This is a genomic window from Sphingobacterium sp. SGL-16 (assembly GCF_011043515.1).
Taxonomy (GTDB): Bacteria; Bacteroidota; Bacteroidia; order Sphingobacteriales; family Sphingobacteriaceae; genus Sphingobacterium; species Sphingobacterium litopenaei.
Genome location: NZ_JAAKGQ010000005.1, coordinates 49,262 through 65,076, shown reverse-complemented (window position 1 = coordinate 65,076; position 15,815 = coordinate 49,262). Strand labels below are relative to the sequence as shown.

The following is a 15,815-nucleotide window of genomic DNA, read 5'->3' as shown; positions in this document are numbered from 1 at the left end:
TTATGAAAGCACAATCCCTAAACTTAGATATTTTATTAAAACAATATCGTAATCAATCAAAAGCAGAGAAAGGATTTGAAATAATAGCTGAATTATTGGAAGACAATGATTTAAGCAAGTTAGATAAATTACTACGAAACCATCACGTAGAATCTGTTTCTGATTCGAATGAAATAGAAGCTCGAGAAAATATTAATGAATTATTAGACTTTTATAGTTTATTACAGGTTGCACTCTTTTCAGATTATATAAGCGCACCGCTGTCTCCTAAAATTACAGACGAAATTGATTTCATCTTAAATTCAAAACCTCTGCAAAAATATTATACAGAAAACTATCCATCTGTATTACCGCAATTGATCCTTAAGCAGATAAAAGTGGATGAATATTTCAAAAATAACATCAATATCCAAGGTAAAGTAATTTTTGATAGATTCTTAATTCTAAATCAATTCTCAAAACGGGATGATGACATACAATTATTGCTTTGGATGTACAATAGTGGCTCTATAGGAAGATATACTGTGGAAGATTTCCATCAATTGCTAGAATCAAAACACAATTTTAAAGTGGATAATAATCAAAATTCAATTACCTTAAATAAAATTTTATGGGGATTAACAAAATTCACGCATTTTATAAATGATTATGCGCAATTATTACGTGATTGCCAATTCAATCCAATTTTGCAGTCTGCGATCTGGCATTATCACAGTAATTGGTTTAACTCACAGAAAAGCAAAATAGGTTATAATCTGAACATTACTTTACAGATAATAAAAAAATCTTTTTCACAATTTAATTCTAAGGACTTAATCTACACCCCCCGATCATATTTATCAACTATTGAAGAAATAAAAGATTGGAAAACCAATGCAAATCATTTGGAATCGATAGAAACAGATATCGAATATTTGTTCAATAGTGATCTCGCACAACCTCTACATAATTTAAACAATAGTTTAAATTACAATTGAGAAACAGGTAAGCAAGGATTGATTTCCTTGCTTATTTTTTTCCAAAATCCTTTTCAGGTAAATACTTCCAATAACGTCGAGGCACATGACGCAAATGCAATTTCATATTTTTCCGCGCCACGATATTGGTACTTTTAAAATATTGTTGCCATAAATTCTTATAATATTCCTCCTGTGCATCCAGAGAAACTACTGTAGAAGAATGTACCATATCTTTGACATCTGCCGTATTTAATACGACTTCTGTGACACTAACTTTATCCCAATAAATACCATAATTACGTTTTAAATCATAAATAATCCAGGGCTGATCTGTATATCTATTTTTGAAAAAAGTAGTAATTAATGGAAGCACATTAAAGTCCGGTTCCACCACGGCGAAAAAAAGTCCATCAGAAGACTGCTGAAAACGTACAAAAGCTTTCATACGATGTCGTTCTCTACTCACCTTTCGCAAAGCATCCGAAAATTTCATGACAGCATCATCGCCATAATTATTCAAAATTTCTTTATTTCCTTTAAAAATCTGAATACATAAATAAAAAGCAGCCTGCCAAACTTCTGGACTTTCGAAAAGAAATGATCTAAAAAAATCGAGAGCAGTATTCTTACCTACACGTTCTTGTAATCCTTTCAAAACACGAACGGCTTTTTCTGAATCAGTATGTATATAGATGTCTTCCGCAAAAATATCAGGGAGATACAATTCTTTAGTAATTGGCTTCACCGAAAAATCCTTTCGTTCGAAAGCTTCGAAAACGCAACAAAGCCAACCATAATATGTACCATCAAAAATGTAATACATTACGCAAACAGATTCAATTGATTAGAAAGGACAGTTTTAGCTTTAGACACACTGTTATTCAAAATTTGAGCGCGAACATTTTCCATTGTTGCAAATCCCAACTGAAAAGGGCTATCCGCACATACCATAAAATGCCTTGCCCGATTAAAAGCAATCCCCATTTTCTTCACTTGATATTCGTGCAAGCGACCAAATTTTCGCGCTTGAATAATTTTAAGCGCAGACTGCCTCCCCACCCCTGGGATGCGAATAATCATTTTATAATCTGCTGTGTTAATATCTACTGGAAATAGCTGAGGATTTCGTAATGCCCAACTTAATTTTGGATCGATTTCAAGATCTAGTTCTTGGAAAGTAGGGTTTAATATCTCATTCAATTGAAAGCCATAAAACCGCAACAACCAATCTGTTTGATACAATCTATTTTCACGAATCAAAGGAGGTTTTGTGCCAATTTGCGGCAGCAAAGAATTATCATTTTGAATAGGAATATATCCACTATAATAAACTCTTTTTAGGTTATAATCTTTATAAAATTTGTCTGCAACAGACATGATTTCAAAATCATTTTCAGGCGTAGCTCCAATGACCATTTGCGTGCTTTGACCTGCCGGAACAAAAGTAGGTTTATGTTTTATCAATTTAGATTCCTGTTTCAATGACTGAATTTCCTGATTGATAAAATTTAAAGGTTTCTTCACCGATTCATGATCTTTTTCAGGAGCCATCAATTTCAAACCTTTCTCTGTAGGCATTTCTAAGTTAATGCTCATACGATCAACATAGAGCCCAGCTTCACGAATCATCTCATCACTAGCCCCTGGAATAGTTTTAAGGTGTATATAACCATTATACCGCTCTTCCAACCTTAATTTTTTTACGATTTTGAGCAAACGTTCCATCGTATAATCGGCACTTTTGAAAATACCAGAACTCAAGAATAATCCTTCAATGTAATTTCTTCGATAAAAGTTCATGGTCAATTTTACCACTTCATCAACGGTAAATGCTGCGCGCTGTACATCGTTACTTTTACGACTCACACAAAATGCACAGTCATAAATGCAGTGATTTGTCAACAATATTTTCAATAAAGATACACATCGACCATCTTCTGTGTACGTATGACAAATCCCAGAATACGACGCATCTCCTATCCCACCCGAATTTTTACGTTTACTACCGCTCGAACTACAGCTTACATCATACTTGGCGGCATCTGCTAAAATTTTAAGTTTTTCCTCTAGACGATCCATTATCATAGTGTGATTTGAAATCAAAAATACTAATTTTTTTAGTAAAATAAAAAATGATTTTTCTTCTGAAGATCAAATAATCCTTTGATACACAACTATAATAATCAGAAGTCCGTAAATTAGATAAATCAAAGAGTTATGACTGATTATTCTGCATATACATTTACTGCCGAGCTACAGATTATTGGAATAAACCCATTTGTAGCTGTTCCGCCTGATATTTTAGAACGAATTTTTCAGGATTCGGGAAAAAGATTAGGACCAATTTCTATTTGTGGGGAAGTGAATGTAAAACCATATAATCAGACATTGATCAAATATAAAGGAGAATGGAGATTATACATAAACACTGTAATGTTGCCCAATTCGCCAAAAAGAATCTTTGAAAATTTGGAAATAAGCGTTGCTTTTGATCCTACGGACCGCACTGTGCAAATGCCCATTTTATTTCAAGAAGCATTAGAAAATGATAAAATCGCAAGAAAAGTGTTCGATAGTTTACCTCCTTCTCTTCAAAAAGAAATTAATCGTTACCTGAACTCGGCAAAGAAAGAGGAAACATTATTGAAAAACATCCACCTTGCCATCGGATTTCTAAAAGGAGAAAACAGATTTATTGGTCGCAATCCAATAAAGAAATAATTATTCTAAATACGATTCATTTTCTATGATGAAATTGAAAGTAAACAATTTTGATATTAAAACATAATAAAAATTGCAGCTTAAAAGTAGCTTATTATTGTTATTTACGTTATAACTAAAGCCTATGAAAATCGAAATCACAGAAAATATACAGTTAAAACAGATTCAATCCGAAGATGCTAGTGCACTTTTTGAGATCATCGACAGCGAACGTGAATTTTTAGGACAATGGCTTCCCTTTGTTCCGTTGACCAAAGTAGTGAGTGACACCGAAGCCTATGTATTATCCCTTGTCAATGCGCCATTAACAAATTTTGAATATGTGTTCACCATTTGGGAATCCGAGAAAATCATTGGATTGATAGGTTTTATTCGCTCGGATACACACAACAAAAAAACAGAAATTGGATATTGGATGTCGCAATACGCACTAGGCAAAGGAATTATGACTAAATGTGTAAAAGCATTGTGCCATTTTGCTTTTGAAGAATTGGACATGAATCGCATTCAAATTAAATGTGCAATAGGAAATACTCCAAGCAGTAACATTCCCAAAAGATTAGGCTTTTATTTCGAAGGAATCGAACGCGATGGAGAGATCTATGCCCAAAATACCTTTAGGGATTTAGAGGTTTATAGTTTATTAAAAAATGATTTTTATACCATTTAGAATATGCTTCACTTTTCTACACTTGAAAACATTGATATTAGTGAAATAACTGACACTTTTAACGAAGCTTTTTCGGATTATTCAATTCCCCTACAACTAAATTATGAGCAGATGCAGACTAAACTGCGGGCAGAAGATTATGCTCCCGAATATTCTGTAGGTTCTTTTTACCAAAACAAATTGGTTGGTTTCATTTTACATTGCTATAGAGAAGAAAAGGGGATTAAAAGAGTGTACAATGGTGGAACTGGAGTAATTCCTTCACAACGAGGTCAACATATCACGCTCGGTATGTACGATTATATATTACCACAACTTAAAGAAGCGAGCATAAACCAAGTGATTTTAGAAGTTTTAGAAAACAATGTGCCAGCGAAAAAATCCTACGAGAAAGTTGGCTTTAAGACAACTAGACGTTTAAGGAGCTATTTCGGTCAAATCCAAGAGCATTCAACGACAAATGACATTCAAGTTGAAAGCTTAAATAACATAGATTGGGATTTACTTGAATCTTTTTGGAGCATTCAACCAAATTGGCAAAATGCCAGTCAATCTATTCGAAATATATTAGATAAACTTTTGGTTTATGCCGTATACAGGAAAAAAGAACTTGTAGGTTATACGATATATAATTCTGCTTCAAAACGCATTCATCAAATCGCAGTGTCGACTAAAAGCCGCCACCAAGGCATTGCAAAAGCATTAATAAATCACATTCGCCAACACAATAATCATGATGTGAACATTATTAATGTGGATGAGCAAGATACTTCCACTCTTAACTTTTTCGAGCAGCAAGGATGGGAAAACAAGATTAATTTGTTAGAAATGAAATTAGATTTGTAATGCGAATTGGTCTCCTTAGGCATTTTAAAGTAAATAAGTCTGTGCCATCTCAACTCCTTTCAGATTATAAGATCATTCCGCAATACATTTTTATAACCCTAAGGCCTATGGTGCTTTTTTGTGTTTGAGAAATAGCTTATTTAATGGCCATTATTCCTGTATCCAAAATCGCATAATTCACGGATTTTTCAAAGGATTGTTTTGTGTCTAGACCTGTAAACTGACTAAAAGCTGGAAGAATAATCATATTTTCAGAAACCACATAAGACGGTAGTCGGAAATGCTTATTTGTAGGCAATCTCACCGTCACACCTGGATGTATATGTCCAGAAATTTGATAATCTGCACATTTCTCAGGTTCGTGAACAAATTCAATTCCATCGAGATGGAATGTATTACAAACAGCTTTCACACCCAAATCCAAAATTTTCCTGTCAGCGATTCGGTCGTGATTGCCTTTTATTAGAATAAATTCTATTTCCGAAAATTGCTGCAAAAAATTCTTAAAATCCAACACTTCTCCATTCTGGTGTGCATGAATCAAGTCTCCTACAACAATTACTTTATCCACAGTGTAATGCAACAGCAACTTTTCCAACACATCCAAATCACGTTGGTGGATTTGAGAAGGAATTGGAATACCATTTCTTCGAAAGTGTGCTGCTTTGCCCAAATGTAAATCCGACAAGATCAATGTTTTCTGTGCCGGCCAATAGATTGCTTTTTTGTTGGTAAGAATTAATGTATGTTGTGCCCAGGTAATTTCCTGTTCGTGTATGATCATCTACGCTTCCTATTTAATCGTTTACTCTGTTCCTGCATGCGTTGAATTCTTGAAGCCATATCTTCACTGGATAGCGACTGACGTAGACTATCCACCTTGATCGGAAAACTCAACGGCGTAAAACTTTCTGCAAATTTATAAATGATTGTTGAAGAATTAATACGTTCAAAAGCTCGAACTAAACGAGGCTCTTCCAACTGTTGATTAAAAACCTCCGTGTAAGCCTGTTTAAGCAATAAATTATGGGGTTCGTGCTCTTCCAAAACTTGAAAAATAATTCCTGAGGAAGCTTGTAAAGACTTATTATTTTGTTGTTTCCCGTATTGATTTTGAATCACATAGCCACTTACTACCGCAATATCTCGGAATTTGCGCTTAGCCATTTCCGTAGCATTAATACTCGCTGTTACATCTTTCATCAAATCCTCTTTACGAAGAATATGCTTTAGTTGCTCCTCGGAAAGCACAATTTCCGTATCCGAAAACAATTCAAAACCATAATCATTCATGGCCATCGAAAAACTGATCGGGTAAAGCTGACTGATGCGATAAGCCATCAAACTAGACATTACTTCATGCACAAGACGTCCCTCAAAAGGATACATAAAAAGATGATACCCTTCTTTGGTTTTAATCTTTTCTACCAAGAATTCATCTTCTGTAGGAATATGGGATTTGTCAACCTGACTTGCTACTAATGGATATAAAAACTTGAGTTCCTCTTCACGGGATTTGGGATTTTTGGAGTCTGCCAATTTCTTACGCAACAATCCCCCCAAATTAGAACTCAAAGGTAATCTTCCACCGAGCCAGCTTGGTGTTATAGCTTTCCCTTGTGAAGCACGCACATAAGCCGTCATTTCCTTCATTCGAATCAGTTCGAGAACACGACCAGCCAAAATAAACTTATCACCTTGCTTTAATTTCGTGATAAAATATTCTTCCACCATGCCAATGTATCCGCCGCCTAAGAATTTGACTTTTACCATGGCATCCGATACTATCACACCAATATTCATACGGTGAAGCATAGCAATACGTCTTTTTTCGACCACATAAAGACCTTCTTCATTCTTCACAACCTTATGAAATTCTTCATAATTCTTTCCAATCTTTCCTCCGACAGTTATAAAAGAAATACACCAATCCCAATCTTCTGCTGTCATCCATTGGAATGAAAAGGTCTTTTTCAAAGCTTCATACAGTTCTTCCTTTGTAAAACCACCGCCCAGCGCTATGGAAACGAGAAATTGAACTAATACATCATAACAAAGTACCAAAGGTTCGCGATCTTCTATTAGATTAATTTTAACCGCTTCTTTAAGTGCGGCTACTTCGATAAGTTCAAGCGAATGGGTTGGGACAAAATATATCTTTGACACCTCAAATGGCGAGTGCCCACTTCGTCCGGCACGTTGCATAAAACGAGCCACACCTTTACTCGAACCAACTTGAATCACAGTATCCACGGGTTTAAAATCCACGCCAAGATCCAACGAGGAAGTGGACACCACCGCTTTCAATTTTCCTTCACTCAAAGCTTCTTCTATCCAAGTTCGAATATGTATATCTATCGATCCATGATGCAAAGCCAATTGTCCTGCAAAGTCTGGATAAGCGCCCAACAGCAGCTGATACCAGTATTCACTTTGACTTCGTGTATTGGTAAAAACAATGGTGGATTTACTTTCTAAAATAATCGGCACTACCTGTTCTACAAGCTTACCACCTAGATGTCCTGCCCAAGGTAATATTTCGACCTCGGGCGGAAATACTGAAACAATATCAATGAGCTTTTTTTCCTTGGCAATAATCTTGATTTTCTTAACAGCGTAAGGAATGAGCACATGCATCGCTTCATCCAAATTTCCAATAGTAGCCGTAATCCCCCAAATTAATAGGTTTGGTAATTTAAATTTTAAATAAGCGGTAGCCAATTCGACCATTACCCCTCGCTTACTGCTTAATAATTCATGCCATTCATCAATTACAACAGCTTTAAGGTGTGCAAAGAACTTGTCTCTCCCCTTTTGAGCCAAAAGCAAATGCCAGCTTTCGGGAGTGAGCAACAATACATCAGGCATTTGTTTACTCTGTCGTTGCTTTATTTTGACATCCGTATCTCCATTACGTACTTCCACTACCCAATCCAACCCAATCTGATCAATTGCCTCCTGCATAGCGCGAGCTAAATCTTTTGCCAAAGAACGCAAAGGCGTAATCCAAATTAGCTTCAAACCCTTTTTATAAGAATTTGGATGATTCATATAATCAATCAAAACTCCGAGAAAAACAGAATAGGTTTTCCCAAATCCCGTAGGTGCCACCACCATTCCGCAGTATCCATTATTGATTTTTTCCCAAGTTTTGCGTTGAAAGGTAAAAGGAGTTCGACCGTGATCTTTTAACCACGATGACACAATTTCATAACCAGATGTTTGTTCAAAATTGCTCAAGATAGAATGAAGTTAGTGAATTAATTTTTTTACCGATTCCAAATCATCTATTTCTGCTACAGTTTTATCTTTGCGCCAACGCAATATACGTGGAAACCGTAATGCTACACCAGCCTTATGCCTCGAACTCCAACCTATTCCTTCAAAGGCTATTTCGAATACCAATTCAGGCTTAACTGTACGAACAGGTCCAAATTTCTCCAGCGCATTTTTGTTTACAAATCGACTTACTTCCTGAATCTCTTTATCGGTCAACCCAGAATAAGCTTTAGCAATAGTTACCAAATGTTCACCATCACGTACCGCAAATGTATAATCCGTATACTGCGAGCTACGACGTCCGCTTCCCTTTTGGGCATATATCAAAACGGCATCTATAGTCAGAGGATCTATTTTCCATTTCCACCAATCGCCTTTTTTACGCCCCACGTGATAAACTGAATCTTTATGCTTCAACATTAGACCTTCACTGTTAATATCCCGAGCCTGTTCTCTAATGTGACGCAAATCTTCTAAGTTATCTGTCTGTATAGTTGGCGAGATTTTGATGTGCTCTAACGGATTTTCTTTCACTAAATTTTCTAAGATAATTCGTCGTTCTTTTATGGGGTAGTTCCGCAAATCTTGATGATTAAATTCCAAAATATCATATAAATACAAACCAACGGGAACTTCCTCTAAAATTTTCTTAGACAAGACTTTTCGATTTAACCTTTTTTGTAGAGCCGTAAAATTCAATATTTCTCCTTCCGAAATGGCTAATATTTCGCCATCCAACACGAAATTACCTTCCCAATCTTTTATTTCTTCAACAATTTCTGGAAATTGGTCGGTAACCAATTCCTCTCCACGGGACCAAATAAAAATTTCATTATTTCTTTTGATTACCTGGCCCCTTATACCATCCCATTTATATTCTATTTGCCAATCTTCAAGATTTTCTAATGTCACTTCCACATCTTCAATCGGATAAGCCAAGCAAAATGGGTAAGGTTTGGAAAGATTACTATCGATATATTCGCCATGAATTAAAGGTTCGAATTTGGAATTTTCTACTGTCCATTCGCCCATGATACTATGCGACACTGCACTTGCTTCCAAATTATAATACGATGAAATCGCGTTAATCAAAACTTTGGTAGAAATCCCTAATCGAAAACTTCCACCCAATAATTTATTAAAAATAAAGCGCTCTTGGTGAGGTAGATTATCCCACACGTCAAGAATAAACTTCTTTTTTTCTTCCTCCGAATAAGTTGAAATTGCATTTATTTTATCCATCCATTCCGCTAAAGAATAATCCAAATACCCTGTTGGTGGGGGTAATAACAAGGAAATAGTTTCTCCCAGATCACCTACGGAAGCATAAGCTTCTTGAAATAACCAATCCGGAATATTCGTTATATCTTTAACCCATTCCCGAAGTAATGTTGTGGAAACCGCTCGCTTGGGTCTTCTTCCGCTGAATAATGCCAAAAACCATAATTTATCCTTATCTTCTGCCTGTTCAAAGAAACGATGGATAGCCTCCATCTTTTGCGTGGTTTTATTGGTACTGTCTAAAGCATGCACCAGTGTTGCGAAAGCTCTCATACAGCTCCTCCTACTTCCTTCGCTACTTCCTTCGCTACTTCCACCTCTTCTTCTTCATCACCAAATTCAGTCTTCACTTCTTCGGATTCAATACCAATTTCATTTAAATATTTTGAAAAGACCGCCGTTTGTCCATGCGTCACATATACTTTTTCTGCTTCTGTCATTTTTATGGCTTTAAGTAAATCATTCCAATCCGCATGATCACTAATCGCAAAACCCGCATCGGCACTTCTCCATCTTCGCGCTCCACGAACGGTCATCCACCCCGAACAAATAGCATAAGCCATATTTGGAATTTTACGTATTACATTAGAATCCACTAAAGCAGGTGGAACGATAACTATACCTTGATTGACATGTTTTACATCTTCTCTAAAGTCCAAGACTTCGTATTTTGGGAGTTCAATTCCTACACTTTCGTAAGCTTGATTCAATTTATGAATGGAATAATGTACATATATCGGAGCTATACCTTCCACCGCTTTCATAATACGTTGTGCTTTGCCTAGAGAATAGCCTACAAAGACTGATGTTTTTTGGTAAGCTTGATTTTGTATTACCCAATTGGCTAATTCCACATTCTGCTTTTTTACGGGATTCCATTGGTAAATAGGTAATCCAAAGGTACTTTCGCTAACGAATTCATGGCATTTAATTGGTTCAAAAGGTGTAGATAAGCCATCATCTTGCAACTTATAGTCGCCAGATATAACAGCAACTTTTCCCTTATATTCCAATCTTATTTGCGCTGAACCTATAATATGACCAGCTGGATGAAAGGAAACTTTCACTCCATTAATAGCTATTGGTTCATTATAACCAATTCCTTGAACTTGTATATCTTCGCCTATGCGACTGCGAAGAATAGGAAGTGTGAAATGATGACACAAATACCTTTTCATCCCCCAACGTGCATGATCAGCATGACCATGGGTAATCAACGCCATATCTACTGGTCGCCAAGGATCAATAAAAAATTTACCCGGTACACAGTAAATGCCCTCCGGTCGAAATTGAAGTAAACGCATATCAATGAAAACCGCTAAAGTCTAACAATTGTTTTCAATTAAAATGGTTTATAATAGCAATAAAAATAAATATTTTATTATTTTAAACAATATAATTATACACCACACTTAATATGAAAATCACATTGAACAACTTAAACCAACTTAAATATATCCCGAAAATTTGGAGTACAATCCTTTATTTTATTTTTGTAGCAGTAGTTTTGTTATTATTTGCAGGACGAAAAATAGAAGAACTTAGGTTCGAATCTTTGTATTATTTATTCCCCGATTATTATCAGCATATCTCAAACTTTTCTATATCAGCAATGCTCGTTTTAGTAGCAGGCTATACCAATGTACTTGAAAATAGAACACTTACACGTACATATGTCTCTGCTGCCTTGCTTATAGCAGCAAACCTTATATATGAGCTCTTTTTGCCTTTTATAAATACGATGGATGTTATGGACGCATACTATGGGATAGCTGGATCTATAGTACCTTTCATCTATTTGATTCCTTATAAATTATATGGCATACAAGAAAATCCTAATTATATAGAGAAAAATAAAAGTGAAAACCCAGTCCTTTAGAACTGGGTTTGTATTAATATTTAATCTCTCAAGGTAGTAATATCCAATTTTGGTTTTGGCAGATTTAATGCCTTTATCTCTGATAGACACTTATCAACCATTTCTTGTGTCATGGTGTAGGTGTATTTCCCATAATCATCATACTCTAATTTTCCCACAAAGAAAAATCCATATTTCGCAAAAAAATCAGATAAATCTACTTGAGCAACTTCACAGGCTGTTTTTACAAAATTTAATTGATGTACCGCAGGATTTCTTTCACCTCTACGTCTATCTGTCGCCCAATCTCCAGTTCTTGCGGTAGAATTTGCTGCTTCTTGTTTCCTAAATGCTTCAAATAAATCAGGATAAAAATCTGGGTTGCTACCTACGCCTTCAAAATACAACTGCAACTGCCAAAAGGGAACCAATCGATTGAAAACATCAGGATCGGCTAGATATGAGATTCCTTTCTCAATAATATCTTTACGTGCTTTATCATAGTTATTTTGTTCGGAAATACGCGTCTTATTTCCGAATGAACGTGTTACATACAAGGAAAAAAGGTTATTGCTCACCTCGCCTAAACCACCCCAATTAAACATGGGTCTTGTTTGATGCACGTGTCCTACCTCATGACTGAATCCCCAGCATGGATCGCCTTTAATGACCACGTCTGGATTCACAACCATGCCCATTGCGTACCCAACTTTATCTCCCATGTAAGCCACGCCATCTCCATCTCTAAACATATAGTAATTATAATTTACACGAGATAAGATTTTATTTTGTGGAACTTTATTGTATTTGACCAGCCCCATCAATCTGTGTTGTCTATACACCAAAGAATCATAATTAGAAATCAACTCTACACCTCTTCCATACGCATATTTTTTTAACGCTTCTATTGGATATGCAGTCTGAATATGTTTTCCCTTAGCATCCAATATCGGATAAACTGCTTTATCAATTAACTTATTCCAGTCGGAATCTGTATGCTTGCTGATATCAAAATATCCATTTTCTTTACCCGTCAAGAAATGGACAGAAATGGGCTTTTCTTCCTCTGGAGCATTTGAAAAGTAAGAAATATAAGCAAGGCTTCCGTATTTATCCAAATTAATGATGTTGACACCATTCTTTAATGTAAATTCCTGTTTATGCAATCCCCAACCATTTGGATCTTCTGTGGGGTTTTCAGGATTGGGCGCTTTGCGTAACCAATTTGGAACATATAATTTAACCTCTTTACCTTCAGCAATTCCATCTACCAAAAGAATATGTTCACCTTTGTCTAAATAAACTCCCGTTACATTTTCATATTTACTGTAACCATCACCTATACTCAAATCCCGTCCCAAAGTCCTAGGATTTAAAATGGCTTTATACGTAGCATACTTATAAGTTGGCTGGTATTTTTTATCCAATATGGCAGTTGCAACTTCTTTGATTGCAGACGTACTAATGGCATTTAAAGCCTTTTTGTTGACTTCCTTTTTTAATTTCAATCCTACGGCATCATCGAATACAACCAGATCTTTATTCACTCGAGCATAATCTTCAGCAGTCTGCGCAAAAGTATTTGTTTGAAATAAAAAAGTAATTAGAAAGGGTACAATAAAGCTTTTTTTCATCTTATTAGTGTTATAATTCACTTCTAAAATATGCTTATTAGAGGCAACTAAAAAGTAACGAATTTGGCACAATTCCAATTTCTCTCATTCCAATAGCAATCAATCGGTTGATTAATTTTTAATAAAAATCAAAAAGGTTTGCAAAAACTATATTAATGGGTTAAATTTGTCGCCATATTATTTGATAAATGACAAAATTCTTCACATACCATATTCATTCGCATCATCGCCATTGTGGCGATATGTAATGTTATATGTTTCTACGTGAAGCATCTTTTTTCCCAATAGTCAGTTTTATTAATAATATTTAAGCACCAAAAACAATTAGTTTTGAAAAATCTAAAAATAGCTATCCAAAAATCGGGTAGATTAAATGAAAAATCAGTACAGTTACTTAAAAACTGTGGTCTTGACTTCGAAAATTACAAAAGCTCTCTTATAACATCTGCTTCAAACTTCAATCTTGAAATTCTTTTCTTACGTGATGACGATATCCCAGGATATGTTGAGCAAGGTATAGCGGATTTGGGTATAGTCGGTGAAAATGTCATTGATGAAACACAAGCTAAAGTAAATTATTTGCAACGCTTAGGTTTTGGTAAATGTACTTTGAAATTAGCTATCGCTAAGGATTCTACTATACAAGACTTACAAGATTTAAATGGTAAATCAATTGCAACTTCTTACCCTGTGATTTTAAAATCATTCTTGGATGAATATAAAATCAATGCGGATATCCAAACAATTTCGGGATCGGTAGAAATAGCTCCAGGATTAGGTTTGAGTGATGCAATTTGTGATATTGTTTCTACAGGCGGAACATTAAAAAGCAATGGTTTAAAACCTTTTGCAGATGTGCGTAAATCAGAAGCTATTCTTATTGGACGTGAAGGATTAGAAGAAAACGAAATTTTAGCTGAACTTTTGCAACGTATTCAATCCGTATTGCGTGCAAAGGAAACAAAATACGTCGTATTGAACGTAGAAAAAGCAAATTTGCCTATTATCACTGAAATTTTGCACGGTGTAAAAAGCCCTACAGTAGTGCCGTTAGCTGAAGAAGGCTGGGTTGCAGTACACACTGTCATTTCTGAAGATGATTTTTGGGGTAAAATAAACGTATTGAAATCTGCAGGCGCGCAAGGTATTGTCGTAATGCCTATCGAAAAGATTATTTTATAATGCTAAAAACATATACATACGCCGATCTTTCTATAGCAGATATTGATAAATTGGTATTGCGAAACTCCGATCCTAATCAATCTATTCAATCTACTGTTAACGATATTATCGAAGATGTTCGTCAGAATGGCGACGCAGCTTTAATAAATTATGCGGCTAAATTTGATCAGGTACAATTGGAAAAATTGTATTTGGAGAAAGAAGAAATTGAAGAATTAGCAGCGACTATTAGCCGTGATCAACAACGTGCTTTGGAGATTGCTTTCCAAAATATTCATAAATTTCACAGCACACAATTGAAACGCGAACGCGTAGTAGAAACTATGCCTGGCGTAAAATGTTGGCGTGAGGTACGTCCTATCGAAAAAGTCGGATTATACATTCCGGGAGGTTCTGCTGTATTACCTTCTACCCTTCTGATGTTGGGAGTTCCTGCTCGAATTGCAGGATGTAAAGAAATTGTAGTCTGTTCACCTCCACAAAAAAATGGCAAAATCAATGGCTTTGTTGCTTATTGTTTATTGTTATTAAAAATTGAACGTATCTACTTAGTTGGTGGAGCACAAGCTGTAGCTGCGATGGCTTTTGGTACATCAAGTATTCCAAAGGTTGATAAAATTTTTGGACCAGGAAATCAATTCGTTACCAAAGCAAAAAGCACGGTTCAAAGTTTGACCAACGTAAGTATTGATATGCCTGCAGGTCCATCTGAAGTATTAGTTATAGCAGATCATACCGCAAATCCTGCTTATGTGGCTGCAGACTTATTAGCGCAAGCTGAACACGGCGCAGATAGTCAAGCTGTATTAGTTGCGACCACAGCGGAAATTGTTACGCAAGTAGACGCGGAATTAGAATCGCAACTTGCTGTATTACCACGCAAAGAAATTGCTGCTAAAGCCATTGAAAATTCCTACGCAGTTGTTACTACAGACTTGAGAGAAGCTATGCTATTCTCCAACATTTATGCTCCTGAACATTTGATTATTGAAACGGATTATTGGCAAACTGTAACTTCGTTGATTCTAAATGCAGGTTCTGTCTTCTTAGGTCATCTTACACCTGAAAGTGCAGGAGATTATGCTTCTGGAACAAACCACACATTACCTACTTCAGGTTATGCTCGTTCGTATTCTGGCGTTTCGGTCGATTCTTTTGTCAAAAAGATTACTTTCCAATCAATTAATGAAGAAGGTATTCAACAAATTGGTTCTACGGTAGAAATATTAGCCGAATTAGAAGGCCTTCAAGCGCATAAAAACGCAGTTTTGATTAGAAAAAAATAATTTTTATTTTTTGCACAATATTCGGAATATACCCTGCGTTATTATAATAGAAACTTAAAGATACATCTCTAATAGTTAGAGGTTATCACCTAAAAAGAA

14 protein-coding genes are annotated in these 15,815 nt (G+C 35.6%); 7 read left to right on the top strand and 7 right to left on the bottom strand.

What is annotated here, in order from left to right; genetic code table 11:
* The first annotated feature begins 2 nt into the window (after window positions 1–2).
* On the top strand, window positions 3–977 hold the full coding sequence (locus G5B32_RS03320) for a hypothetical protein (protein WP_165290139.1): 975 nt from the start codon (window positions 3–5) through the stop codon (window positions 975–977).
* Window positions 978–1,008: 31 nt separating this feature from the next.
* On the opposite strand, the gene G5B32_RS03315 is transcribed toward G5B32_RS03320, so the two are convergent.
* Both G5B32_RS03315 and G5B32_RS03310 read right to left on the bottom strand, forming a co-directional pair.
* Entirely contained in the window at window positions 1,009–1,782 is a 774-nt protein-coding gene (locus tag G5B32_RS03315) for a TIGR03915 family putative DNA repair protein (protein ID WP_165290138.1), read from the bottom strand.
* Window positions 1,782–3,041, bottom strand: coding sequence for a putative DNA modification/repair radical SAM protein (locus G5B32_RS03310; protein WP_165290184.1), 1,260 nt, complete (start codon window positions 3,039–3,041; stop codon window positions 1,782–1,784). The genes G5B32_RS03315 and G5B32_RS03310 overlap by 1 nt, the downstream gene beginning before the upstream one ends.
* Before the next feature lie 135 nt (window positions 3,042–3,176).
* Here G5B32_RS03310 and G5B32_RS03305 point away from each other — a divergent pair, with 135 nt between their 5' ends.
* The 3 genes from G5B32_RS03305 (at window position 3,177) to G5B32_RS03295 (ending at window position 5,196) form a co-directional block, all read left to right on the top strand.
* Window positions 3,177–3,680 (top strand): YdeI/OmpD-associated family protein, encoded by a 504-nt coding sequence (locus tag G5B32_RS03305; protein WP_165290137.1) that lies wholly within the window; start codon window positions 3,177–3,179, stop codon window positions 3,678–3,680.
* A 124-nt stretch (window positions 3,681–3,804) separates the two neighbouring features.
* A complete protein-coding gene (locus tag G5B32_RS03300) occupies window positions 3,805–4,350 on the top strand; it encodes a GNAT family N-acetyltransferase (protein ID WP_165290136.1) in 546 nt (181 codons plus the stop codon).
* Window positions 4,351–4,353: 3 nt separating this feature from the next.
* The gene (locus G5B32_RS03295) at window positions 4,354–5,196 is read left to right on the top strand and encodes a GNAT family N-acetyltransferase (RefSeq protein WP_165290135.1); all 843 of its coding nucleotides are present in this window, start codon (window positions 4,354–4,356) and stop codon (window positions 5,194–5,196) included.
* A 136-nt stretch (window positions 5,197–5,332) separates the two neighbouring features.
* Here G5B32_RS03295 and pdeM read toward each other — a convergent pair whose 3' ends face one another.
* From pdeM to G5B32_RS03275, 4 genes are read right to left on the bottom strand one after another with little or no spacing between them, the layout of a single operon-like run.
* Entirely contained in the window at window positions 5,333–5,980 is a 648-nt protein-coding gene (gene pdeM / locus G5B32_RS03290; RefSeq protein WP_165290134.1) for a ligase-associated DNA damage response endonuclease PdeM, read from the bottom strand.
* Window positions 5,977–8,436, bottom strand: coding sequence for a ligase-associated DNA damage response DEXH box helicase (locus G5B32_RS03285; protein ID WP_165290133.1), 2,460 nt, complete (start codon window positions 8,434–8,436; stop codon window positions 5,977–5,979). Before G5B32_RS03285 ends, pdeM begins: the two co-directional genes overlap by 4 nt.
* Before the next feature lie 12 nt (window positions 8,437–8,448).
* Complete coding sequence (locus tag G5B32_RS03280) at window positions 8,449–10,029, bottom strand: ATP-dependent DNA ligase (RefSeq protein ID WP_165290132.1); 1,581 nt, start codon at window positions 10,027–10,029, stop codon at window positions 8,449–8,451.
* On the bottom strand, window positions 10,026–11,060 hold the full coding sequence (locus G5B32_RS03275) for a ligase-associated DNA damage response exonuclease (protein ID WP_165290131.1): 1,035 nt from the start codon (window positions 11,058–11,060) through the stop codon (window positions 10,026–10,028). The genes G5B32_RS03280 and G5B32_RS03275 overlap by 4 nt, the downstream gene beginning before the upstream one ends.
* 113 nt (window positions 11,061–11,173) lie before the next feature.
* Between G5B32_RS03275 and G5B32_RS03270 the strand changes: the two genes are divergently transcribed.
* Window positions 11,174–11,635, top strand: coding sequence for a hypothetical protein (locus tag G5B32_RS03270; RefSeq protein ID WP_165290130.1), 462 nt, complete (start codon window positions 11,174–11,176; stop codon window positions 11,633–11,635).
* A gap of 20 nt (window positions 11,636–11,655) precedes the next feature.
* Here G5B32_RS03270 and G5B32_RS03265 read toward each other — a convergent pair whose 3' ends face one another.
* Window positions 11,656–13,248, bottom strand: a complete 1,593-nt coding sequence (locus G5B32_RS03265) for a M60 family metallopeptidase (RefSeq protein WP_165290129.1) — start codon at window positions 13,246–13,248, stop codon at window positions 11,656–11,658.
* Between the two features lie 330 nt (window positions 13,249–13,578).
* Here G5B32_RS03265 and hisG point away from each other — a divergent pair, with 330 nt between their 5' ends.
* Window positions 13,579–14,430 (top strand): ATP phosphoribosyltransferase, encoded by an 852-nt coding sequence (gene hisG, locus G5B32_RS03260; protein WP_165290128.1) that lies wholly within the window; start codon window positions 13,579–13,581, stop codon window positions 14,428–14,430.
* Window positions 14,430–15,716: a histidinol dehydrogenase gene (gene hisD / locus G5B32_RS03255; protein ID WP_165290127.1), complete on the top strand. Its 1,287-nt coding sequence runs from the start codon at window positions 14,430–14,432 to the stop codon at window positions 15,714–15,716. The genes hisG and hisD overlap by 1 nt, the downstream gene beginning before the upstream one ends.
* Window positions 15,717–15,815: the final 99 nt, after the last annotated feature.

Excerpts from the sequence above, each read along its gene's own strand:
- G5B32_RS03320 (WP_165290139.1), top strand. The coding sequence starts at position 3 with ATGAAAGCACAATCCCTAAACTTAGATATTTTATTAAAACAATATCGT.
- G5B32_RS03275 (WP_165290131.1), bottom strand. The coding sequence starts at position 11,060 with ATGCGTTTACTTCAATTTCGACCGGAGGGCATTTACTGTGTACCGGGT.
- G5B32_RS03300 (WP_165290136.1), top strand. The coding sequence starts at position 3,805 with ATGAAAATCGAAATCACAGAAAATATACAGTTAAAACAGATTCAATCC.
- G5B32_RS03295 (WP_165290135.1), top strand. The coding sequence starts at position 4,354 with ATGCTTCACTTTTCTACACTTGAAAACATTGATATTAGTGAAATAACT.
- G5B32_RS03305 (WP_165290137.1), top strand. The coding sequence starts at position 3,177 with ATGACTGATTATTCTGCATATACATTTACTGCCGAGCTACAGATTATT.
- G5B32_RS03270 (WP_165290130.1), top strand. The coding sequence starts at position 11,174 with ATGAAAATCACATTGAACAACTTAAACCAACTTAAATATATCCCGAAA.
- G5B32_RS03265 (WP_165290129.1), bottom strand. The coding sequence starts at position 13,248 with ATGAAAAAAAGCTTTATTGTACCCTTTCTAATTACTTTTTTATTTCAA.
- hisD (WP_165290127.1), top strand. The coding sequence starts at position 14,430 with ATGCTAAAAACATATACATACGCCGATCTTTCTATAGCAGATATTGAT.
- G5B32_RS03280 (WP_165290132.1), bottom strand. The coding sequence starts at position 10,029 with ATGAGAGCTTTCGCAACACTGGTGCATGCTTTAGACAGTACCAATAAA.
- pdeM (WP_165290134.1), bottom strand. The coding sequence starts at position 5,980 with ATGATCATACACGAACAGGAAATTACCTGGGCACAACATACATTAATT.
- G5B32_RS03315 (WP_165290138.1), bottom strand. The coding sequence starts at position 1,782 with ATGTATTACATTTTTGATGGTACATATTATGGTTGGCTTTGTTGCGTT.